This window comes from Bradyrhizobium diazoefficiens USDA 110 (assembly GCF_000011365.1).
In the GTDB taxonomy this organism is placed as follows: domain Bacteria; phylum Pseudomonadota; class Alphaproteobacteria; order Rhizobiales; family Xanthobacteraceae; genus Bradyrhizobium; species Bradyrhizobium diazoefficiens.
This window is the reverse complement of sequence record NC_004463.1, coordinates 2939740-2962022: the sequence shown is the minus strand read 5'-3', so window position 1 is coordinate 2962022 and position 22283 is coordinate 2939740. Positions and strand designations below refer to the sequence as shown.

Below are 22283 nucleotides of genomic sequence, written 5' to 3'. Positions count from 1 at the left end.
CAAGTGTTGTTTCGCTCCAATATGGAGGTGAAACATGTCTTGCGGCAGCACTACTTCCAATTCCGCTTACATCATCAACCCGCCCTCACTGCCTCTTCCCGACCTGCGATGGTGGAAGCTTCCACTTGTGTGGCTGGCTGGAATGGCGTGCGCGTGGGAACGACGGCGCCAGTACGGGGAACTTCTCGAACTCGATGATCGGCTGCTCGCCGACTTGGGCCTATCGAGGAGCACTGTTGAAGAGGTGCGCAGGTCTCCGTTGTATCTCGAAGCGTGGCACCACAGCCTATAAGGGGCCAAGGTCCCGAGGTGGCGTCACAAGCGCCTGACAGCGACGACTAAGCTCGTTGGATGGGCCGAGCTCTTCGCGAGACTCATCTTCGTTGCAAACGGGTTGAGGGGTTTCGTGTTGCTCGACCCACCCGACGAGCTGAAAGTTCGGACGCCACAATCGCGAATAGCCGGGCCTGCCCTTCCCCCATTGGCACCGTCCCCTCGATCATGTACCCCAGCCAAAACCTTCTCGGGACGGGACACTCATGGGGACCGCAGCCACTGACGAGGCGGGAAGCGCCACCCGCGCGCTGATCTTCGCGCTGGTCGCGCTCGCCTGCGGTCATATGCTTTCGACCTTGCTGCGCACCATTCCGGCCATCAGCCTCGACCTGATGGCGGCGGACTTCCATATCGAGCCGCAGGCGCTGGCGAGCCTGACCTCGGTCTATCATTTTGCCTTTGCCGCCGCGCAGATTCCGGTCGGCGCGGCGATGGATCGCTTCGGCGTGCGGCCGGTGTCGCTCGCCCTGCTGGCGGGAACCGTGTTCGGCGCGGTCGCGTCGGGCTTTGCGACAGGCCCCGAGAGCTTTGCGGTCGGCCAGCTCATGCTCGGCGTCGCCACCTCGGGCATGCTGATGTGCCCGATGACGCTCGCGGCCAAGCAATTGTCGGCGGCGCGATTTGGACTGTGGTCGGGCGCGATCCTCTCGATCGGCAATATCGGCATGCTGCTGTCGTCGAGCCCGCTCGCCTTCGTGGTCGACACCTGGGGCTGGCGGGCCGGGTTCTGGGTCTCCGCAGCTGGCGGCGTCGTGGTGGCGCTCGCAGTGTTCGCGCTGGTGCCGAACCAGCCGGCCGAGCACAAGGACCATTCATCGCCGATGGCGCAGATGATCGAGGTGCTCAGGCTCGGCCTGTCGCGGCCGCTGCGCGGCCTGATCGCGCTGGCGCTGGTGTCGCTGGCGAGTTCGCTGGTGCTGCGCGGCCTGTGGGGCGGACCATGGCTGATGGAGATCAAGGGATTGTCGCGGGTCGAGGCCGGCAACCAGCTCGGCGCGTTCACGCTGGCGATGATCGTGGGGCCGCTTCTCATCGGCATGATCGACCGCAGGATCGGCCGCCGCCGCGAGCTGGTGGCCGGCACTCACGCGTTCGCGGCGCTGCTGCTTGCGCTGATGGCGTTGGGAGCCCCGCACTTTGCCGTTGCATGGCTGTTCGGCGTGACCGTCATGCCGCCGCACTACGATCTGGCACTGTTCGTGCTCATCGGGCTTTTCACCTCCGCCCAGCCGCTGCTGTTCGGCATGTCCAGGCAACTCGTCGACGCGCAGGTCGCGGGAAAGGCACTCGCTGCCGTCAATCTCGCCTTCTTTCTCGGCACCGCGCTGATGCAGTCCGTCACCGGCGCGGTGGCGGCGCTCGCGGGGCTGCCGGCGGTGCTGCTGTTCATGGCGGCAGCTCTCTTCATCGGCGTGCTGATCTTTTTGACTTATACGTCGCCGCGTTCGTAGGATGGGTAGAGCGCTTCGCGAAACCCATCATCTTCGCACACGGGTCGATGGGTTTCGCTTCGCTCTACCCATCCTACGAGCCTGCGCCGCTACCTGCATCAAGGGAATTCCAGTCCATGCCTGTCGACACCAAAGCCGCCACCGATCGCCTCATGCGCTTCCTCTCCGTCGAGGGCGTCACCGGACAGGAGGCGGCAATCGGGCGGGAGCTCACCGCCGCGCTGAAGCAGAGCGGCGTGCCGGCGAAGGCGATCCGGCTCGACGACGCCAACACCCGCATTCCGGTGCCGACCGAGACCGGCAACCTCATCGTCGACCTGCCCGGCCGCGGCGCGCTGCACAACCAGCCGCGCATCATGTTCATGACCCACATGGACACCGTGCCGCTGTGCGCCGGCGCCAAGCCGAAGAAATCGGGGCGCAAGATCGTCAACGAGGCGAAGACCGCGCTCGGCGGCGACAATCGCTGCGGCTGCGGTGTGCTGGTGACGCTGGCCGCCGAACTCGAAAAGCAGAAGCTCGATCATCCGCCGATCACGCTGCTGTTCTGCGTGCGCGAGGAGAGCGGGCTCTACGGCGCGCGCCACGTCAAGCTCGACGAGCTCGGCTCGCCGGTGATGGCGTTCAACTACGACGGCGGCTCGGCCTCCAACGTGATCATCGGCGCGGTCGGGGCCGACCGCTGGACCGTCGAGATCTTCGGCCGCGCCTCGCATGCCGGCGTCGCGCCGGAGCGCGGCATCTCCTCGACCATGATCATGGCGCTCGCCCTTGCGGACGCGAAGGCCGGCGGCTGGTTCGGCAAGGTGGTAAAGGGCAAGCAGCAAGGGACGAGCAATATCGGCCCCGTCACCGGCGGCGAAGGGCGCCCCGCGGGCGATGCCACCAACGTCGTCACCGACTACGTGCATGTGCGCGGCGAAAGCCGCAGCCACGACGGAAAGTTCTTCAAGGAGATCACGAAAGCCTACAAGGCCGCGTTCGAGAAGGCCGCCAAGAAGGTGACGAATGCGCAGGGCAAGTCCGGCAAGGTCAAGTTCAAGGCCGAGACCGACTATTACCCGTTCCGCATGAAGGACAACCTCCCCGTCGTCAAACGCGCGGTCGAGGCAGTATCCGCGGTCGGCGGCACCCCGAATGTCCGCGCCGCCAATGGCGGCCTCGATGCCAACTGGATGGTCCGCCACGGCATTCCGACCGTGACCTTCGGCGCCGGCCAGAACGAAGCGCACACGGTCGACGAATGGATCAATCTCGACGAATACGACCGCGCCTGCGCGCTGGCCGTGCAGCTTGCGACGATGCGGTGAGCATGTGAGCCTGCAGGATGGGTCGAGCGCAGCGAAATCCATCCTACGAACCTCCGCCAACCGACACGAGAGATCCGTATCTTGACACCCGAACTGCACCAGAAACTGACCGCGTGGCGCCGCCATTTGCATGCCCATCCCGAACTGTCGCTCCAGGAGAAGGCGACCGCGGCCTTCGTGCAGGACAGGCTCGCCGAGCTCGGCATTCCCTTCGAGGCTGGAATCGGCGGCCACGGCGTCGTCGCGACCTTGACGCGCGGGCACGCGCAGGGCCGCGTCGGCCTGCGCGCCGACATGGACGCGCTGCCGATCACCGAGGATACCGGCCTGCCCTACGCCTCGACGACATCAGGCGTGATGCATGCCTGCGGCCATGACGGGCACACCGCCTCGCTGCTCGGCGCCGCGGCGCTGCTCGCCGCCGACACCAGCTGGAGCGGCACGGTCGATTTCATCTTCCAGCCGGCCGAGGAGGGCTATGGCGGCTCGCGCGCGATGGTCGGCGCCGGGCTGTTCGAGCGCTTCCCGATGGACCGGGTGTTCGGCTTCCACAACTGGCCGGGCCTTGCCGCCGGCACCATCGCGGTCCATGACGGCGTTGTCATGGCTTCCGGGGGACGCGTCACCATCACCATCGAGGGCCATGCCGGGCATGCCGGCATGCCGCATCTGACGCGCGATCCGGTCATGGCAGCCGGCCATCTCATCGTGGCGCTGCAGTCGATCGTGGCGCGCAGCGTCGATCCGCTCGACACCGCCGTGCTCTCGCTGTGCACGATCGAAGGCGGCACCGCGCCGAACCAGATCGCGGGCAAGGTCGCGATCCGCGGCACGCTGCGGTTTCATCGCGAGGCGGTGAAGGACGTCCTCCTCGCGCGGATCGGCGAGATCTGCGCCGGCGTCGCCACGAGCTTTGGCGTCAAGGTCACGCCCGAGATCGTCATGGGCGTCGGCGTCGTGGTCAACACGCCTGATGAGGCGGGCCTTGCGCGCCTCGCCGCGGAGAAGGTGCGGGCCGAGGTCAGGCGCGACCTTGCGCCCAGCATGGCCGGCGAGGATTTCGCCTTCTACCTCAAGCAGCGGCCCGGCGCGTTCGTCTGGATCGGCAACGGCGACTTGCGCGACGGCGCCGAACTGCACGGCCCGCGCTACGATTTCAACGACGCGATCCTCCCGGTCGCATCGGGCTGGATGGCCGAGGTGGCCAAGACGGCGCTGGCGTCGAACTAGCACGGGGAGGCGGCGGGCCCTGTGCACGCCGCCATCCGGCATGATCAGCAGCCGCGGCAGATGATCAGCTTGCGGTCGATTTCGGCGTCGAGCCGTCGCAGCTCGACGTCGACGAGCGTCGCCTGCACCGGCTCGGACAAATCACCGGGCCGCGGCTGCCGGTGCCCGATGGGGGCTTGCCGGAAAAGGTCTGCGAATTTTGTCGGTGGAGGATTGCCGGGCGAGGCGATCCGCGTGGGGGCGCTCCCTCCTGCCCTGAGACTCGAAACCGGCCAGAACAACAACGCAGCTGCGACGGTGGTCACGCCAAGTCTGATTGACATCATCTGTCTCCTATCGCGGTGACGCCTGCGCATTCGCACCTTGCGAACACGCGCCTGCGAAAGATAGGAGATCCCGGCTACCCGGCCATTTCGCCGGCGGTGATATCGCGTTACCACTGCAACCGCAGGCCCTGTCGTCGCGGGCCGGCGGGGCTAGGAAGCCCCGGCGGCTCGCCGCAATCTTCCGCTCGTGGCCGACGAGACGAGGCTCCGCGCCAGCGCGCTGGCGAGCTCCGCCGACGCCAGCGGGTGATGGACGAGCTCGGTGATGCCGGATGTCTTGAGCGACGGCATCGCCAGGTCGCGCGTCGAGGGCGCAGCGAGGATGATCGGCAGGGCCGGCGCCGCATCATGCAACGCCGCCGCGAGATCGAGCGAGGAGCCGCCCGGCAGATGACAGACCAGCGCCGCGTCGAACCGGGCGTGCGCGGCCCGGCAGGCGGCGATCGCTTCCGCGAGCCCAGTGAAGCCGACGGGCTCATAACCCAGCGCTGCGAGGATTTCCTCATAGCGCAACAGGCGGCGGCGGTCGGTGTCGATGACGAGCACGGTTTCGCCGGCCCCAAGGAACGCCGGATCCGAGCCGTGTTGAGCGGGCTGCGGCTCGACTGGCTCGCCCGATGGCAGCCAGATGTCGAAGCGCGTGCCGGCATCCGGCCTGCTCTGCACGGCGACGGCGCCGCCATGCTGCTCGACAATCTCGCGAACCGTCGCGAGCCCGAGGCCGTTACCGTCCGGGCGGGTGGTGAAGAACGGCTCGAAGATCCGCTCCAGCGTCGCCTCGTCCATGCCCGGCCCGGGATCGGCGACCGAAATGACGGTGAAGCGGCCGGGACCGACCTCGCTCCGCCCGATCGACAACGGCTTGACGAGATCGTGCACCTTGATGCGAAGCTCGATACGGCCGGGCTCCTTCATCGCCTGCGCCGCGTTGTTGCACAGGTTCAGGATGACCTGCTGCAATTGGGCCGGCTCGCCCGTCACGATGGCAATGTCGGCCGTCTCGTCCACTTCGAATGTGACGTGCGAAGGCAGCGATGCGGCCAGCAGCGATCTGGTTTCGTCGACCAGGGTCCTGAGGCAAACGCGCTCCCGCCTGCCCTCGCCGCGGCGCCCGAAGCCGAGAATCTGTTCGACCAGCTCACGCGCCCGCTCGCCGGCCCGGCGGATTTCGGCGAGACTCGCGGCCGGCCGGCTTCCCGGCGCGACCCGCGCATCGGCCATTTCGGCATGGCCGAGAATGGCGCCGACGATGTTGTTGAAGTTATGGGCGATGCCGCTGGCAAAGGTCCCGATGGTCTCCATGCGACGCGCCTGTTGCAGGCTTGCCTGGAGGCGCTCCTTCTCCCCTTCGAGGCGGGCCCGCCGGATCGCGTTGCCGATGGCGTCAAAGGCCATGCGAAACAGCGAGACTTCGGACCAATATGTGAGCGCACCTCCGCGCACCGCATCGAAGCCGAGAATTCCATCGCGGCTTCCGTAGGCCGCCATGATGCACAGCCAGCCGCTCACCCCCGCCTCGGTGAGCATCGCGTCATGGGGATGCGAGGCGTTCATCCTGGGGATATAGACGATGCCGTCTTCGCCGCCGTCCAATCGCGGTGCGAGGCTCAGCACCCGCTCCGGCCAGCCGGGCTCGAATGCGATGCCGTCGCGCGACCACCGATAGGTGTGCATCGTGGTGCCGACCACGCAGGCAAAATAGGCCCTGTCAGCGCCGATGCATCCGGCTAGCTGGCGAAGCGCCATCTCGACATCCGCATCGATTCCGTCGTTGCTCGAATTGATGAACAGCATCGAGATATTGGCGATCACGTGTTCGAATGCGGCGCGACGGCGCAGCGCCATGGCCCGTTTGCGCAACAGCATTCCGAAATAGATGATGCCGGAGAGCAGCAGCAGCGAGGTGATATATTGCAGCAACCGCGTCTTGCGCGCCGAGGCGCGCGCGGCAAGCTGGCGCTTCAGGATCACAGCCAGCATCGCATCCTGCTCGCGGTTGTTGGATTCGGCGACGAGCGTCTTCAGGATCGTGTCGATGTCAGGCAGAAGGTCGTGCAGCATCTGTCCGTGGAGCAGCAGCGCGTGGACCGAATCCGTCTCCGCCGGCGGCGCTTGAAGTTGCGCCAGCTCTTCCAGTCGGTCCTCGACCTGGCGCGCTGCGGCATCCGACGTATCGAGCGTCAGGCGGAGCATGGCTGCCGCCAGCGCGGAGGCGGCCGTCACCACCGGCCGGGACTCCGATGCGGCCAATCTGTCGCTGAACAGGCCGAAATAGGCAAAGGAGTTCTGCAGCAACGCGTTCCTGCTCTTGAACCGTTCGATCAGGCTCTCCTGCCGGTCGGCACGCGCCGACAGAACATCGATCACCCTGGTCTGCTCGGCGTCGAGGCCTGCCGTGTCGCGCAGCCGCGTCAGGGCATCGTCATAGGCATTTACCATATGCACCAGCGCATCATAGTTGCGCGACAGGCCGGCACGCGCGGTGAGGACCTCTCTGGTCATCCCGCGTTCGAACCGGGTGAAATCCCCGAGCGCCCGAAGCTGGCTGTCATAACGCGCCGAGTTGATGTTCAGCCCGTGCAACAGCAACCAGGTGAGAAGCCCGAGCACGAACGCGACGCTGATCACGGCGGGAGCGGATTTCACGGCGAGCCTCCGACGGGCGCGCCGCGATAGGTCCCGGTCAAGCTGTTGAGAAAGGCGACGAGCGCCTTGACCTGCTGGTCTGTCAGCGTCGCGTTCAACTGGGCCAGCGCCATCTTGCGAACCGCGTCATCGAGCGTCGGCGCGCTGCCGTCATGAAAATACGGCGCGGTCGTCGCGACGTTGCGCAGGCTCGGCACGCGCAGGATCCTGGGCTCGGGCGACGCGAGGGGATGGAATATGCCGTGCCGCTCGAACAGATTGCCGCCGACGTTGACGCCCTGATGGCAGGCGGAGCAACCCAGCGATTTGAACAGGCGGTATCCGTCCAGCTCGCCGGCCAAAAGGGCTGCGTCGTCGCCCTTCAGCCAGCGATCGAACCTGCTGCCCGGCGTGACCAGCGTGCGTTGAAAGCTCGCCAGCGCGTCGACGACATCGGCGCCTTCCGGACGGCGGCCATAGGCCGCGACGAAACGATCGCGCATGTCGGGATCGGCATCGAGCTTTGCGGCAACCTCCGCCGCGCTGCTGCCCATGGTGTGCTGGCTTTGCAGCGATGCCTCGATATCGGCCTCGAGGGTACGGAATTTTCCTTCCCAGCCGAAACGAAAGCTGAGCGTCGAATTGAAGACGGTGAGCGTGTTGAGCGCAAGCTCCGCCCCGTTGAGGCCGACATCGTGCCGCTTCTGGCTCGCGCCGTTCGTCGCGATATCGTGACAAGATTGGCAGGCGCGGGAATTGTCATGCGAGACCCGGCGATCGCCAAACAGCTTCTCGCCAAGGGCGACCTTGAGCGGGTCGGCGGCAGGGGCCGCGGGAATTGGCGTGATCGGCTCCCCGCGGTCAAATGCGTGCGCCGACGGCGGCTGCGACGGCGCGGGCGTGACTTCCACGCAGCACAGCAGCACCGCGCAAATGGCGATCAAGCCACCCCGATAGCCGGCGCCTGGTCCGGCTCCGCGAAATCCAGTCAATCGTCGCACCGTCAGTGATATGGGGGCGGGAGCGAAAGCAACCGCGCCTCTTCAAGGGCTTTTGATCGAGGCTCGATGATTTCGTGAATGCGGCGATCGCCGGATCCGGAAACGGAGGCCGCACCAGATCATCGAACGAGGCACGGCGCGAAACAGGCCCAGTCCGGCGAAGGCAAGGTAGAGCGCCTCAGCAATCATGACAGTACCTCACCATCCCCTCGATCTCCGACCGGCCGTGGATTCCGAGATCGCGCAATGTCCGGTCGTCGAGCTCCTTGAGAGCGGCAACAGCTCGTCTGATCTCGCGTTCCCGGCGCGCGTGCGACAGCAAGACCGTCAACGTCTCACCGGCCGAACGCAGCGGACTCCAGCGACGCTCCGGTTGCACCTCGAATCGCCGGGAGCGACCGAGCTCGACGACGTTGCCGCTGCTCCCGGCCCCGTCGCTGCCGCGGCTCTGCACAGGTTCCGCCGGCTCGCTGGCCTTGGGCTGCGACTCCCAATCCCTCCGTGCCGCCAGTATTGCGTGAACCGGCATGGCGGCGGTCGGATGCAACGCGGCACCATAAAGGGCAAACCCTTCCATGAAGAAGGTAAGGACCGCCCACCAGAGTGTGCTGAGCTCCTGGCCCGGCTGCGCAGCCGGCGGCGCTGAATCCGAACCGATGTCGGCGAGGCCCTGCCGCGCGGTGCCGCCAGAACCGAGACGGGCCATCCCAAGGCCATCGGAGCAACCTTGCCCATCGGGCTCCGCGTCATCCGGCCGGACAATACGGATGACACCGTGAGAATGCGTCTTCATCGTAAATCTCCCACACGCTGTTCGTGGGAGACTATGTGCCGGCCGGCTGTTACGCCGAGATCACCGCCACAGGCAAAGGGGTTACAATTGCAATCCGGCGGCCGCCACATTGTTCGAACATGATCTCCGCGCAGACGCGTTCCGCGTTTGTCGCGAGGGAAGACCGCCGCACACTTCGCGCTAACGTGACCCTTCGGGTCCGGATCTTGCCCTAGAACGGATCTACGGGAACCGCGAAGACATAGCCGACGCCGCGCTCGGTCTGAATGACGCGCGGCGCACTCGGATCGACCTCCAGCTTGCGCCGCAGCCGCAACACTTGAACATCGATGCTGCGATCGAAAATGTCTTCGTGGATGCGGGTGGCCTGAAGCAGATGCTCGCGGGTCAGGGGTCGCTGCGGCGCCTCGAGGAAGGCCAGCAACAAGGCATACTCTCCCTTGCTGAGCGGTACCGGCGCTTCGCTGGGATCGATGAGCTTTCGGCCGCGGCGTTCCAGCTTCCAGCCGTTGAAGCGATAGCCGCCGCGCTCGGGATCGCGGGCGCGCGCGGCGCGGCCCATCTCCTGCCGCCGCAACACCGCCCGGACGCGCGCCAGCAGCTCTCTCAAGGAGAACGGCTTGATGATGTAGTCGTCGGCGCCGAGCTCGAGCCCGACGATGCGATCGATCTCGTCGGGGCGGTGGCCAGTCGTGATGATGACAGGCACGTCGGAATGCGACCGGATCTCCCGCAGCAGGTCCAGGCCGTCTTCCTGACCGAGGCGAAGGTCGAGGATGATCAGACTGGGCTGACCGGCCTCGAGATAGTGGTACAGTTCAGACCGGTTGGACGCCGCCCTGGTCGGGACATTGTGCTCCTCCAGATATCTGATCACCATCTGCCGCAAGGTGGGATCGTCATCGACAACAACGATGTGGCCAACATCTGCAAGCATACTTCACTCTCAAAATCCGTCGTCACCAACCGGGTCACGTTCAAGATTCGCAATCACTCGGAATAATATGGGGGACAGCAAAAGCGTCGCCATGCGACGACAACGTTCATGACCACTTGATGATGCCGTAACCCGGTATTTCTGCGGCCAACTCCGCCGGATGTCGCAGACGTGAATAATTGTGATCCTAGCAAATGCTACTTTTGAGCGATTCCAATGCGCCGGCGTGCGAGATCGTTCGTCGGCGACGAGGTGACTGTTCGGCAGTGACGACGACTGCAGTGACGACGACTGCGCGAGCGATGGCGAGAAGACTGCCAACATTTTCCTGCGCGCGCGACGTCGACTTCACCTGCGCGTGAGCTTTTGCCGTTGCGCGCATCCGGCGTGCTAACGACAGTGGTGCAGCCGGGAAAGGCCAGCCGCAACAGATCGTTTGTCAGGATATGTCAGGAGCGCGGGAGACCCGCCAGGTACAGGTAGATCGCAGCGAGGTCGTCGTCGTCCATCCGCCCGATCGGCCGCCACGGCATCTGGTCGTCGAGCCGAAGTCCGTTCGGATCGACACCCGTGCGCATGGTCGTGATGAACTGCGCCTGGCTCCAGTCTTTGACGATACCGAGGTCGGGTCCGAGCGGAGGCAATTGGCCGGGCACGCCACCGGAGAGATCCTTGCCATGACACTCACGGCAATCCTGATAGGACAGCAAGTACCTGCCGTAGCGCGCCGTCGGCCCCTTCGGCGGCGCGATGATCACACCGGTGAAGACCGGCTTTGCATCCGGCAACAGTCCGGCGCCCAGCATCGCAAGGCCCAGCACACTGAAGCGATCCGGTGGATCCGGGGTCTCCTCACCACTCGCCGGCAAGGCGCGGATGTAGGCGATCACGGCCTTGGTGTCGTCGTCGCTCAGCCGGCCGGCATTGGTAAAGGACATGATCGCGAGCCATCGCCCCCGCGCATCGACGCCATTGCGAATGGCGCGAAAGATCTCGCCGTCGGACCAATGCTTCAGGACCCCGGCGGGGGTCAAATTGGCGGGCACGAACGAGCCGATCGGAAGCGGAAGATCCTCGCCGACGTCGCCGCCACCCGACAGCACCCCGCTCTTCGAGTGACACCCGGCGCAAAAGCCGTCGGCGACCGCCCTGCCGCGGGCGATGCGTTCCGGTGTCGCCTCGACCTGGAGATCGGGGACCGGCGCGGAGCGCGCGTGCTGCTTGACGATGCCCGCTGCGGTCAACGCGCTCACGCCGGACAGCGGGACGGCAAGCGTTGCCGCCAGCACCACGCCACCCCACTTCACCAGTGGATTCTGCGCCCGCAGGGCGCAAGCACCCGACCAGACCAGGAGCACGATGAAAGCAACCATCGCAATCAGGGCGACAATATTCTGCATGACGTTTTCCTCAACGAATTCTGCGTGGTCAAGACCGCGCGCTATCTCGGTCGTCAATAATCGGCTTCGGCCAAAATCGCCGCCGAATGTCGCGGCGCGCCAAACGGCGCTCTGCCGGGTTACGAGCGCGGCATTACCGCTCCGTTTCACGGCCGGCCGCTCGCGTTACAACCGTAGTCCTTGCGCGACGGCACCATCTTCGCCGGCACGTCGGCCTTGGCCGCGCCACGATGCGTTGCCGACGTAACCATTTGGCGGCCATCGGAAGCCTTGGTGTAACCGCGATCCCTTCAATTCCCTCTTGCTCACGAGAGCGGCCGCCCGGTGGCGACCGCGCATCGATCATCAAGAGGTCATCTCCCATGAAGATTCTTATCGCTTCGACGCCTGCGACGGGTCATCTCAATCCGATGCTGGCAATCACGCGGATCCTGGTCGCCGAGGGTCATGAGATTGCTTTCATGACCGGCACCGCCTTTCGCGCCCGCGTCGAGGCCAGCGGCGTCAAGTTCTTTCCCCTTCCCGAGGGCGCGGACTTCGATCCGAACGACGTCTTCTCGCGGGTCCCCGAACTCAAGACCATCCCGCCGGGGCTGGAGTGGTTCCGCGTCGCCTGCGAGCGCATCTTCGTCGACGCCATTCCGGCCCAGCACCAGGGGCTGCTGCAGGCGTTGCAGCAATTCCCGGCCGATATCATCGTCGGCGACGACATGCTGTTCGGCGTGCTCCCGATGCTGCTCGGACCGCGCTCGCAGCGGCCCCCCATCGCGCTCTGCGGCACCTCGTTCCTGCATTGGGCGCGTGAGGACGGTGCGCCGAACTTCCTCGGCTTGCCGCCAGCACGGACCGACGACGAACGCGATCATTATGCGGCCATGGCGCGGGACTTCGATGCGGCGGTCGATCAGCCGGTGTCACTGCGCCTGAACCGGACCCTGAAGGGCCTCGGCGTCGGACCGATAGCAATGCCGCTTTTCCATTCCGTGGTCGCTCTCGGCGACGCCTATCTGCAATTGTCGGTGCCGAGTTTCGAATTTCCGCGCGAGATCCCGTCCTCCGTGCATTTCGTCGGCACGCCTCCGATCATTGCCAACCAGGTCCCACCGCCGTCATGGGCCGAGGAGCTCGATGGTACACGCAAGATCGTTCTGGTGACGCAGGGAACGGTGGCCAACCACAATTTCAATCTGCTGGTCGCCCCGACACTGGCGGCGCTGGCCGACGAGCCCGACATCATGGTGATCGCGACCGCAGGCGGCCGCCCGGTGGACGCCATTCCCGGCAAGGTCCCGTCGAACGCACGCATCGCGAGCTACCTGCCGTTCGAATGGCTGCTGCCGAACGTCGACGTGCTCGTCACCAATGGCGGCTATGGCAGCGTCAATCAGGCCCTGAGCTTCGGCATCCCGCTGGTCACCGCGGGACTGACCGAGGACAAGGCCGACGTCAACGCGCGCGTCGCCTGGTCCGGCGTCGGCATCAACCTTGCGACCAACGAGCCGACTCCGCAGGCCTTGCGCGAGGCGGTGCGGACGGTGCTCGACCAGCCGCGCTATCAATTCCGCGCAACGCAGATCGCGGACGAGTTCGCCGAGATCGACACGCGGACGGAAATTCTCCGGGTCATCGGCGAGCTCGTGACCGACGAGACGGAAGTGTCACGCCTGCGCGCAATCGCAGCGAGCCAGGGTCGGCGCTCCGGCCGGCGTGCCTGATCGCACGTCTGAACGGAGCGATGGAGGGCGGAGCGACCGCGCTCCGTCGCTCCGTAGAAGTTCGTCACATGTCACCGGATGCTTGCCCATGCGAATCGAACCAGACACCTTTGCATTCACGCTGCTGCTCGGCCTTCTTGCGGCCGTGCCGTATTCCGGCATCGACATCAACCTGCCGGCCCTGGCCGCCACCGGCGCCACCCTGGGCTTGAGCGCGTCGGATGTCGGGTTGACGATGAGCGCCTTCATGCTCAGCCTCGCCACCGCGCCGCTGATCTACGGACCCGTCTCGGACCGCCTTGGCCGCAAGCCTGTTCTGGGCTTCGGCCTCGCGCTGTTCGTCGCCGCCAGCGTCAGTTGTGCGTTTGCCTCCTCGCTGCCGGTTCTGCTGCTCGGCCGTTTCGTTCAAGGCATCGGCGCCGCCGCAACCGCCACGACCTTTGCCATCATCCGCGATCTCTTCGACGGCGACGCCGCGCGAAGCAAGATCGGCAACATCATGGTCGCAGTCAACGTCGCGACCGTGATCGCGCCGACGGCCGGCGCGGCGCTGCTGGCGGCTGCCGGCTGGCGGTCGATCTATGCAACCCAGGCCGCGATAGGTTTCATGCTGCTGGTGGTGGTGATGTTTCGCTTCGCCGAAACGGCGGCGATCGCGCCGTCCGGGCGCCTGGTGCCGTCCGCCGTGATCGACAGCTATCGCCGGGTACTGACGCATCCGGTCTCGGTTGCCTACATCCTGGTCGGCGCCGCGGGCGGCGCGACGGTGTTTGCCTACGTCACCGGCGCCTCGCTGTTCTTCGTCGGCGCCGTCGGGCTCTCGCCCGAGCAATACGGCCTGATCTTCAGCGCCTGCTCGGCATCCGTGATGGGCGGTGCCTTGCTCGACGGGCAGCTCGGCCGGCGCGGGATATCCTCAAGCCACATGCTCGCAATCGGGCTGGCGCTGTCGGCGGCGGCGAGCGTCGTGCTGCTCGGGATGACACTGACCGGCTGGATGCCCACGGAGCTTGTCGTCGCGCTGCTGATGGCGGTGGCACTCGGCTTCGGGCTCAGCGTGCCGAACGTGATGAGCGCGACGATGCAGCACCTCCCGGAGATCGCCGGCGCCGTCAGCGCGGCTGCCGGGAGCATTCAACTGATCGCCGGCGCCATATCGAGCGGGCTGGTGGCGGTTCGCTTCGACGGACGGACTGCGCTCTCGATGACGGCGGTCATGGCAGCGTCGTCGCTCCTCGCGCTGGTCCTGTATTGTCTGGTCGCGCGTTCCGCCGACCGTCGCCTGCGATCGCAGGTGATCGGTGCCGGCGAAGCGATCCGCAGCTCCACAAGCTCTTAAGGTTCGCAGGACGCCGATGCTGAAGGACCCGGCGCGCGCCGACGCCAAAGGGGGTTTCATCGCCGAACAAATCTAGCGCGGATGGTTGAACAGGTCCGTCGTGGCGTCGTCGACGGCGATGTCGACCAGCGCGGGGCCGCCCGAGGCCAATGCTTCGGCGAGACAGCGGTCGAGATCGGCGACGTCGGTTATGCGGCGGCCCGGGCAACCGTGCCCCCTGGCGAGCGCAACGAAGTCGAGCCCGGGCAGGTCGATTCCAGGCGGACGATGCGCCTGCATCAGCTGGCTGAAGGCCCGCATCGCGCCATAGCCGGAATTGTTCATGATCACGAAAGTGATCGGCAGGCGACGCTGCGCCGCAGTCCAGATCGCCTGGATGCAGTACATCGCCGATCCATCGCCGATCAGTGCGACGATGCGACGGCCCGGCCGCGCCAGCGCCACGCCAATGGAGGCCGGCAGGCTGTAGCCGAGCCCGCCGCTTGCCATGGTGAGAAGCTGTCCGCGCCCGGCCGCGGCAGGAACTGCTGGATGGCGGGACGATGCGACGGCGCCTCCTCGACCACGATCGCATCGCGCGGCATCAGCGCCGACAGCCGGCTCAGCGCATAGGCCGGAGGAATCGGATTTTGCGCGGCGGGAGCCGCAGGCCGGGTCCGCGCGGCCGGCCCCTCGCGCTTGGCGATGTCGGGCAGCGCCGAACGAAGCGCGACGAGCGCCTTCGGGAGCGTGCTGATGATGGTGTCACCGACCGCCGCGGCCGCGGCCTCGGCCGGATCGTCGGTGATCTGCCAGACCGGCGTTCCGTCGTCGAGCAATTCGCATTGTCCTTCGACGTGGAAGGTGAACACCGGCGCCCCGACCACGACGATCAGATCGACGCCGCGCAAGGCGCGCGCGAGCCCTCCGGGCGCTGCCGGAAGGAAGCCTGCGAATTGCGGATGCAATTCCGGAAAGCTCGAACGGCTCGACATCGGGCTTGCCCAAACCGCCGCCCTCGCCTGTTCGGCGACCGCGACCATGGCATCGACGCAGCCGTTGCGATCGATCTCGGGTCCGACGACAAAGGCAGGCTTGCTGGCCGCTGCGATGGCTGCGCCGAGCCGGACGATCGCCGCCGGATCGGGCGCAAACTCCGTTGCGATGTGGCGCACCGGCGGCGCGACGGCCGCCCGCGCCCAATCATCCGACGGCACCGACACGAATGTCGGGCCGCGCGGATGCTGCATGGCGGTGAGGAAGGCCTGCGCAATGGCCGCGGGCACATCTTCCGCCCGCGCAGGTTCCGAACTCCACTTCACATAGGGCCTCGGAAACTGCTCGGCATCCTCCGCGAAGAGATAAGGCCGCATCCGCAGCAGGCTGCGCGCCTGCTGGCCCGCCGTGACGACCATCGGCGTCTTGTTGCGGAACGCGGTGAAGAGATTGCCGAGGGCGTGGCCGAGCCCGGCCGCCGAGTGCAGGTTGACGAAGGCCGGACGCCCGGTCGCCTGCGCATAGCCGTCGGCCATGCCGACGACGCAGCCTTCCTGCAGGCCGAGCACGTAATCGATGTCGTCGGGCCAGTCGCCGAGAAAGGCGAGCTCGGTCGAGCCCGGATTGCCGAACACACGATCGACACCGAAGGAACGAAGCACGCCGAGGGTTGCTTCCCGGACCGTCAGGACTTTTGAGTTCATGGGTTGATTTCCCGGCATGCTTCGCCGTGTGGTGACGCGATCAGAAGGGATAGTGCTGAGGCTGGGTCTCGATCGTGATCCAGCGCAGATCGGTGAATTCGGCGATCCCGGCCTGACCGCCGAAACGGCCGTAGCCCGATCCCTTCACACCGCCAAACGGCATCTGCGCCTCGTCGTGCACGGTCGGTCCGTTGACGTGGCAAATGCCGCTTTCGATGCGCTGGGCCACCGTCAGCGCCCGCGCGACGTCGCGGCCGAACACGGCGGCCGAAAGACCGTACTCGGTATCGTTGGCGAGGCGGACCGCATCATCCACGCCGCGCGCGCGGATCACCGACACGACGGGACCAAAACTCTCCTCGCTGTAGATGCGCATGCCCGGGACGACGCGGTCGAGCACGGTCGCGGGCACGACCGTTCCGGCCCGCTCTCCACCCGCAAGCTTGACGGCGCCCCTGCCGATCGCGTCATCGATCAGCGCAACGACATGCCTGGCCGGCGCCTCGTCGATCATCGAACCGATCACCACCGGCCCGGAGCGCGGGTCGCCGGCCGGAAGCGCACCGGCCTTCTTGGCAAGCTTAGCGACGAACTGATCGGCCACGCTCTCATCCACGATCACGCGCTCGGTCGACATGCAGACCTGGCCCTGGTTGATGAAGGCCCCGAACGCCACGGCGGCGACCGCGGCATCGAGGTCGGCATCGTCGAGCACGACCAGTGGCGCCTTGCCGCCGAGCTCGAGCAGCACCGGCTTGAGGTGGCGGCCGGCGAGCTCGGCGATGACGCGGCCGACGCGAGTCGAGCCGGTGAAATTGATCCGCCGCACCGCCGGATTGGCAATGAGACGTTCCACCACCGCCGGCGCATCGGCCGGCGCATTGGTCAATACGTTCACGACGCCGGGCGGAAATCCCGCGTCCCTGAACACCTCCCCGATCAGCCGGTGCGTTCCCGGACAGATCTCGGAGGCCTTGAGCACCACCGTGTTGCCGCAGGCGAGCGGCGTCGCCACGGCGCGAACGCCGAGAATGATCGGAGCGTTCCAGGGCGCGATGCCGAGGCACACGCCGGCCGGCTGGCGGACGGCCATCGCCAGACATCCCGGCTTGTCGGACGGGATCACCTCGCCCGCGACCTGCGTGGTCAGCGACGCCGCCTCGCGCAGCATGCCGGTTGCGAGCTTGACGTTGAAGGCCGACCAGACTTCGGTGGTGCCGATCTCGGCCATCATGATCCGGATGAAGGCATCGCGCTTGGCCTCGAGCGCATCGGCGGCCTTCAAGAGCAGGGCGCGCCGCGCGTTCGGGCCGAGTGCCGACCACGCGGCGAGCGCGGCGGACGCCGCCGCCACCGCCGCGTCGGCGTCGGAAACCGTCGCGGCGGCCGCGCGGCTCGCGACCTCCTGCGAGAGCGGATTGCGCCGCTCGAATACCTTGCCGGTCGAAGCGGCCTGATCCCGCCCGCTGATGAGAAGATTGACGTCCATGAGAACCTCCCTGATGTTTGTGGCTGGGCTCAGCCGAGCAGCCGCGATTTGCTGGTTTCGTGCGCGAAGCCGAGCGCGATCATCGCTGCCAGCGCGAGCGCGACGTAGTATCCTGTGATCGCGTAGGTGGAGCTCGTCTGCGCGAACAGGCTGGTGGCGACGAGCGGCGCGATGCCGCCGCCGAGCACCGTGCCGAGCTGCTTTCCGATCGACACGCCGGTGAAGCGGATGCGGGTCGGAAACAGCTCCGGGAAATAGCTCCCTTCGGTGCCGAACATCAGGGGATGGATTACGCCTGCAGCCAATATCACCGCACAGGTCACCAGCAGCGTGTCACGGCTCGCGATCGCACCGTAGAATGCAAACATCGAGATGGTTGCGAGCGCGACGCCGGCAAGGAACAGGCGTTTGCGTCCGATCCGGTCGGACCAGGCCCCGATCAGGGGCATGGCCACGAGCCCGACGAGATTGGCGAACAGCACGGCCCGCGTGATCACGTCCTTCGGAACGCCGAGCTGGCGCGTCGCAAACGAGATGGTGAAGATGGCCGTCAGGTAGAAGTAGGACGTCTGCGCCATCTCGGCGAAGAACACGATGAGGATCGGCCGCCAATGTCCCTTCACCGCCTCGACGACAGGCACGGTTTCAGCCGGCCTCGCCTCGCGGAAGGTCGCGCTCTCCTCGATGCGCAAGCGCATGTAGACGCCGAGCGCGACCAGCACCGCGCTGATCAGGAACGGAACGCGCCAGCCCCAGGACAGCAGATCCGCCTCCGGCAGCCGCGAGATCGCCAGCGCCGCGAACGAGGCCAGCACGACGCCGACGGGTCCCGCGGCCTGGATCACCGCGGCAGAGAAGCCGCGCCGGTTGCCGGGCGCCGTCTCGATTGCCATGAGGATCGCCGCGGTCGATTCCCCGCCGAGCGCAAAGCCCTGGAGGAAGCGCAGCACGACGAGCGCGATCGTCGCGGCCACGCCCGCGCTGGCGTAGGTCGGCAACAGTCCGATCGACATGGTCGCAAGTCCCATCATCAGCAGCGTGCACAGCAGGACGGATTTGCGGCCCAGGCGATCGCCGAAATGTCCGAACACGATGCCGCCGAGCGGACGCGCCAGAAATCCGACGGCGAACGTCGCGAAGACAGCGATGGTCGCCGTGAGCTGATCGAATTTCGGGAAGAACAACTGATCGAACACCAGCGGCGCGATCAGTCCGTAGATGAAGAAGTCGTACCATTCGATCGCCGTGCCGATGGTGCCGGCGATCAGAATGCGCCTGCGGCCGCTCGCCGTCTGCGCGGTAGCGGCAGCGGTGGCGGCATGTTCGTCGTAGTCCTCGAATGCTCCTGTGGTCACGGTTTCCTCCTCCGTTGTCGTTGCTTGTTGTTATTGCGTTTGTTGTTATTGCCGTGCGGCCACGGGTTGGATGTGGCCGCGGGAACAGATCAGCTTGCCAGCCGCGCGCCATCGCCCGCGCCGTGCCCGAGCGCGCGGGCAAGAACGCGTCCGATCGTCCCGGCCTGCGATGCGCTGCCGCGCCAGGCCACGATCTGGTCCGGACGGATCAGAGCGAGGTCCGCCTCGTAGAGATCGCGCAGGGACTTCGGCAGCGTGACGAGCTTTACGTCGACGCCGAGCGCGCGGGCCGTCTCACCGAGCGGAGCATGGCCGGACGTGACGTCGCCGAACTGGAGCAGCGTCCACTCGAAACCGAACAGGTCGTACAAGGACACGCCGTCGTCCAGCCACGCATGCGGTGCGCGGCCGCCGGGACAGGCGCTCGGAACGTAGACATTCGCGGCGTCCGGCGGCGGCTGGCTGCCGTCGGAGACGATGATCGGCGAACCGTCGTAACGTCCGCCGAAGGTGATGCCGGGGATGTTGAACTCGGCGCGGGCGTGCTGCTCGAGATAGACGCCCGCGATCCGCCGCGCCTCGCCGCCGGCGTCAGTGGCGTCCTCGATCTCCGGCGCGGGCGCGAACAGGCCGAGGGAGTCGGCGAAGCGGCGCGCATAGTCGGTGTTGCGAAGCGCCACCGGACGCCGCTCGACCTCGTAGCTGTCGAGCAGCGCGGCCGGGCTCACGCCCTTGACGACGCTTGCGAGCTTCCAGCCGAGATTGACCGCATCCTCGATCGCGGTGTTGTAGCCGAGGCCTCCAGTCGGCGTGAACAGATGCGCCGCATCGCCGCCAAGGAACACCCTGCCCCGCTGCATCGCATTCGCGACCAGCGCGTGGCCGGCGGTCCAGGTCAGGAACGACAACACCTCGCATGCGATCGGCGCGCCGCAGGCGCGCTGGAACGCCGCCTTGGCCTCGTTGACCGTGATCGAGCTCTCGTCTTCGCCCGGCCGGAGCTGGGTGTGAAACGCGAATTCGTCGCGCCCGTTCACGGAGGCCATGAAGGCGCGGCGGTCGCCGTTGAAGCAATTATACATCCACGCTTTGGCATGCGGGATGCTGGCGTAGAACTCCGGCGAACGGACATAGACCGCCAGCATGCGGCCCCCCATGAAGTCGCGCTGCGTCCCGGTCTCGCCGCCATAGACGATGCCGAGCGATTGCCGGACCTGCGAGCGCGGCCCGTCCGCGCCGACCAGGAAATCTGCCTGAACCTGAAAGCGGCTGTTATCGTCGAGACATTCGATGTCGGCGACGATGCCGTCATCGCTCTCGGTGTAGCCGATGAGACGATGACCGTAGTTGAGCTTTATTCCGGGAAGCCGTTCGGCGTGCCGGCGCAGCACCGCCTCGACGTATTTCTGCGAGACGCGATGCGGCAGCTCCGCGGCACTCCAGGAGCCGGACAGGCCCTTGACGAGTTCGCTCGCGCGCGAGGACGACGGCAATGCAAACCGCGCCAGTTCATAGCCGGTGTAGCGGGTGAAATACGCGACGTCGGTCGGATAATCGGCCGGCAGGCCTTCGCGCCTGATCTCGTCGGCAAAACCCAGCCGCCGATAATGCTCCATCGAGCGCGCCTGCGTCGCATTGGCTTGCGGATTGAACGCCGTGCCCGGCTTTTCATCGACCAGGATCGCGGACACGCCGCGGCGGCCGAGTTCGTTGGCCAGCATCAGCCCGCATGGGCCCCCGCCTACGATGAGCACGGCGGCCGTCAGACGTGTTTCCAAGGCGCTTCTCCCTACCAGCATTATCTTGCATGGTAAGGTTGCCTGACGATATCGTCAAGTAGCCTGACTATTCGGCGTCGTCGAGCGTGTCGAACTGCGCGCCATAGACCGCCAGTCCCTTCAAGATCGCCTCCATCGTCGCCTTGCCGAGCTCGGCGCGCATCTCCTGCTCGGCGATGTCGACGGCATCGCGGAACGCATCGAGCCATTTGCGTCCGGCCGGCGTGAACATGACGATGCGCGCGCGCCGGTCGGTCGGATCGGCGATGCGGTCCACCAATCCGAGCTCGGCGCATTGATCGACCAGCTCGCCCATCGCCTGCTTGCTCATCGACGCGCGGCGGGCGAGCTCCGTGAGCCGCGTCCCCTCCACGTCGAGATTGCGGGTGAGACTGACATGGGCGATGCGCGTCTCGTCATGCCCCCGCTCGCTCATCAATTCGAGCACGCGGCCTTCGAAACGTCGCACCGCGTTGTTGAGCAGGCGGCCGATATTGGCATGCCGCCACGCCGTCCCGGATGTCCTGGATTTCAATGGATATGCCTTCTCGGAAACAGTCGGGATTTCAATGTCTGTCACTTACTTCGCCGCGTCCATCCATATCCCCGGCTGCGAATGCTCGCGGATGTGGGTGACGAGGAAGTCGGAAAAGGCCCTGATCTTGGCCGGCAGCCCGGCACGGTTCTGGTAGGCGATGTTCATGGTGAGCAGAGGCAGCTCCCAATCCAGCAGGACCGGGACGAGACGGCCCGCCGCGATATCGCTCTGGACGATGTAGAGCGGCTGGATGAGGATGCCGAGACCCGCCAGCGCCGCGCCGCGGATGACCTGGCCGTCATTGCTGTCGAGCGTCGGCGTGATGCGCACCGTCTGCGCGCCATTGCCTTTGCGCAGGCGCAGCGAATAGGGATCGTTCGCAAGGTTGTAGACGAGCATGTTGTGGCGCGCGAGATCGGCGGGCTGTTCCAGCTCGCCTGCGCTTGCGAGATAGGAGGGCGCGGCTGCCAGCACGCGACGCATCTGGCCGATGCGGCGGACGATGATGTTCGAATCCGGCTCCTGCTCGCGCGTGCGGATCGCCACGTCGATGCCCGCCTCGATGAAGTCAGGATAGCGGTTGGCGGTGGTGATCTGCATGTTGAGCTTCGGATAGCGCGCGCGGAAGGCCGGCAGCATCGGCGCCAGATAGATCACCGCAAAGGACAGCGAGCTCGTGACCCGCAGCATGCCCTGCGGCGACAGCGCGCGATCGCTGACGATGTCCTCGGCTTCCGCCAGTTCGCTCAGCACCCGGCTGGACCGCTCCAGCAACTCCTGCCCCGCCTCCGTCAGCCACAGGCGGCGCGTGTTGCGCTCGATCAGGCGAACGGCGAGGCGCTCCTCGAGCGCGCTGAGATGGCGGCTCGCGGCCGCGTTCGACATGCGCAAGGCCTCGGCGGCTTTGGACAGGCTGCCGAGCTCGGCCGTCTTGGCGAACACCTCAAGTTGGAGCAGGCGATCCATTTTTCCACTTTTAGG

17 protein-coding genes and 1 pseudogene are annotated in these 22283 nt (G+C 66.3%); 6 read left to right on the top strand and 12 right to left on the bottom strand.

Translation table 11 applies throughout. From position 1 onward, the window contains the following. Positions 1 to 34: 34 nt before the first annotated feature. From BJA_RS43820 to BJA_RS13355, 4 genes are all read left to right on the top strand, one after another. The gene (locus tag BJA_RS43820) at positions 35 to 292 is read left to right on the top strand and encodes a DUF1127 domain-containing protein (RefSeq protein ID WP_082901029.1); all 258 of its coding nucleotides are present in this window, start codon (positions 35 to 37) and stop codon (positions 290 to 292) included. A gap of 247 nt (positions 293 to 539) precedes the next feature. Further along, the gene (locus tag BJA_RS13365) at positions 540 to 1787 is read left to right on the top strand and encodes an MFS transporter (protein ID WP_011085485.1); all 1248 of its coding nucleotides are present in this window, start codon (positions 540 to 542) and stop codon (positions 1785 to 1787) included. A 116-nt stretch (positions 1788 to 1903) separates the two neighbouring features. Further along, complete coding sequence (locus BJA_RS13360) at positions 1904 to 3097, top strand: M20/M25/M40 family metallo-hydrolase (protein WP_038965859.1); 1194 nt, start codon at positions 1904 to 1906, stop codon at positions 3095 to 3097. Between the two features lie 81 nt (positions 3098 to 3178). Beyond that, entirely contained in the window at positions 3179 to 4327 is a 1149-nt protein-coding gene (locus tag BJA_RS13355) for an amidohydrolase (RefSeq protein WP_038965860.1), read from the top strand. Positions 4328 to 4371: 44 nt separating this feature from the next. On the opposite strand, the gene BJA_RS13350 is transcribed toward BJA_RS13355, so the two are convergent. The 6 genes from BJA_RS13350 to BJA_RS13325 form a co-directional block, all read right to left on the bottom strand. Then, entirely contained in the window at positions 4372 to 4632 is a 261-nt protein-coding gene (locus tag BJA_RS13350) for a hypothetical protein (RefSeq protein ID WP_133415009.1), read from the bottom strand. Positions 4633 to 4803: 171 nt separating this feature from the next. Then, entirely contained in the window at positions 4804 to 7299 is a 2496-nt protein-coding gene (locus BJA_RS13345) for a two-component system VirA-like sensor kinase (protein WP_011085482.1), read from the bottom strand. After that, positions 7296 to 8222: a cytochrome-c peroxidase gene (locus tag BJA_RS13340; protein ID WP_038965864.1), complete on the bottom strand. Its 927-nt coding sequence runs from the start codon at positions 8220 to 8222 to the stop codon at positions 7296 to 7298. Before BJA_RS13340 ends, BJA_RS13345 begins: the two co-directional genes overlap by 4 nt. Before the next feature lie 235 nt (positions 8223 to 8457). Further along, positions 8458 to 9072 (bottom strand): DUF1127 domain-containing protein, encoded by a 615-nt coding sequence (locus BJA_RS13335; protein WP_011085480.1) that lies wholly within the window; start codon positions 9070 to 9072, stop codon positions 8458 to 8460. A 211-nt stretch (positions 9073 to 9283) separates the two neighbouring features. Further along, positions 9284 to 10009 carry a response regulator gene (locus tag BJA_RS13330; RefSeq protein WP_011085479.1) on the bottom strand — a complete coding sequence of 242 codons (726 nt, stop codon included), beginning with the start codon at positions 10007 to 10009 and terminating at the stop codon, positions 9284 to 9286. Positions 10010 to 10458: 449 nt separating this feature from the next. Next, on the bottom strand, positions 10459 to 11409 hold the full coding sequence (locus BJA_RS13325) for a c-type cytochrome (protein WP_063921611.1): 951 nt from the start codon (positions 11407 to 11409) through the stop codon (positions 10459 to 10461). Between the two features lie 362 nt (positions 11410 to 11771). On the opposite strand from BJA_RS13325, the gene BJA_RS13320 reads away from it, so the two are divergent. Together BJA_RS13320 and BJA_RS13315 are read left to right on the top strand one after the other, a co-directional pair. Then, a complete protein-coding gene (locus BJA_RS13320) occupies positions 11772 to 13124 on the top strand; it encodes a glycosyltransferase (protein WP_011085477.1) in 1353 nt (450 codons plus the stop codon). 88 nt (positions 13125 to 13212) lie between these two features. Then, positions 13213 to 14463, top strand: coding sequence for a multidrug effflux MFS transporter (locus BJA_RS13315; RefSeq protein ID WP_038965865.1), 1251 nt, complete (start codon positions 13213 to 13215; stop codon positions 14461 to 14463). 72 nt (positions 14464 to 14535) lie between these two features. Here the strand turns inward: BJA_RS13315 and mdlC are convergent. The 6 genes and pseudogenes from mdlC to BJA_RS13285 all read right to left on the bottom strand — a co-directional run bounded on the left by mdlC (position 14536) and on the right by BJA_RS13285 (position 22268). Beyond that, positions 14536 to 16160 (bottom strand): annotated as a pseudogene (mdlC, locus tag BJA_RS13310) (benzoylformate decarboxylase). A gap of 22 nt (positions 16161 to 16182) precedes the next feature. Continuing rightward, the gene (locus tag BJA_RS13305; RefSeq protein WP_011085473.1) at positions 16183 to 17631 is read right to left on the bottom strand and encodes an aldehyde dehydrogenase; all 1449 of its coding nucleotides are present in this window, start codon (positions 17629 to 17631) and stop codon (positions 16183 to 16185) included. A gap of 29 nt (positions 17632 to 17660) precedes the next feature. After that, on the bottom strand, positions 17661 to 18986 hold the full coding sequence (locus BJA_RS13300; RefSeq protein ID WP_011085472.1) for an MFS transporter: 1326 nt from the start codon (positions 18984 to 18986) through the stop codon (positions 17661 to 17663). Positions 18987 to 19075: 89 nt separating this feature from the next. Next, entirely contained in the window at positions 19076 to 20785 is a 1710-nt protein-coding gene (locus tag BJA_RS13295; RefSeq protein ID WP_011085471.1) for an FAD-dependent oxidoreductase, read from the bottom strand. 46 nt (positions 20786 to 20831) lie between these two features. Next, entirely contained in the window at positions 20832 to 21299 is a 468-nt protein-coding gene (locus BJA_RS13290; RefSeq protein ID WP_028175557.1) for a MarR family winged helix-turn-helix transcriptional regulator, read from the bottom strand. Between the two features lie 45 nt (positions 21300 to 21344). Continuing rightward, complete coding sequence (locus BJA_RS13285) at positions 21345 to 22268, bottom strand: LysR family transcriptional regulator (RefSeq protein ID WP_011085469.1); 924 nt, start codon at positions 22266 to 22268, stop codon at positions 21345 to 21347. Between the last annotated feature and the right edge of the window lie 15 nt (positions 22269 to 22283).

Bases quoted from the DNA above. Each gene is read 5' to 3' on its own strand.
- BJA_RS13330 (WP_011085479.1), bottom strand. From the start codon at position 10,009: ATGCTTGCAGATGTTGGCCACATCGTTGTTGTCGATGACGATCCCACC.
- BJA_RS13295 (WP_011085471.1), bottom strand. From the start codon at position 20,785: ATGCTGGTAGGGAGAAGCGCCTTGGAAACACGTCTGACGGCCGCCGTG.
- BJA_RS13325 (WP_063921611.1), bottom strand. From the start codon at position 11,409: ATGCAGAATATTGTCGCCCTGATTGCGATGGTTGCTTTCATCGTGCTC.
- BJA_RS13365 (WP_011085485.1), top strand. From the start codon at position 540: ATGGGGACCGCAGCCACTGACGAGGCGGGAAGCGCCACCCGCGCGCTG.
- BJA_RS13320 (WP_011085477.1), top strand. From the start codon at position 11,772: ATGAAGATTCTTATCGCTTCGACGCCTGCGACGGGTCATCTCAATCCG.
- BJA_RS43820 (WP_082901029.1), top strand. From the start codon at position 35: ATGTCTTGCGGCAGCACTACTTCCAATTCCGCTTACATCATCAACCCG.
- BJA_RS13315 (WP_038965865.1), top strand. From the start codon at position 13,213: ATGCGAATCGAACCAGACACCTTTGCATTCACGCTGCTGCTCGGCCTT.
- BJA_RS13335 (WP_011085480.1), bottom strand. From the start codon at position 9,072: ATGAAGACGCATTCTCACGGTGTCATCCGTATTGTCCGGCCGGATGAC.
- BJA_RS13285 (WP_011085469.1), bottom strand. From the start codon at position 22,268: ATGGATCGCCTGCTCCAACTTGAGGTGTTCGCCAAGACGGCCGAGCTC.
- BJA_RS13305 (WP_011085473.1), bottom strand. From the start codon at position 17,631: ATGGACGTCAATCTTCTCATCAGCGGGCGGGATCAGGCCGCTTCGACC.
- BJA_RS13360 (WP_038965859.1), top strand. From the start codon at position 1,904: ATGCCTGTCGACACCAAAGCCGCCACCGATCGCCTCATGCGCTTCCTC.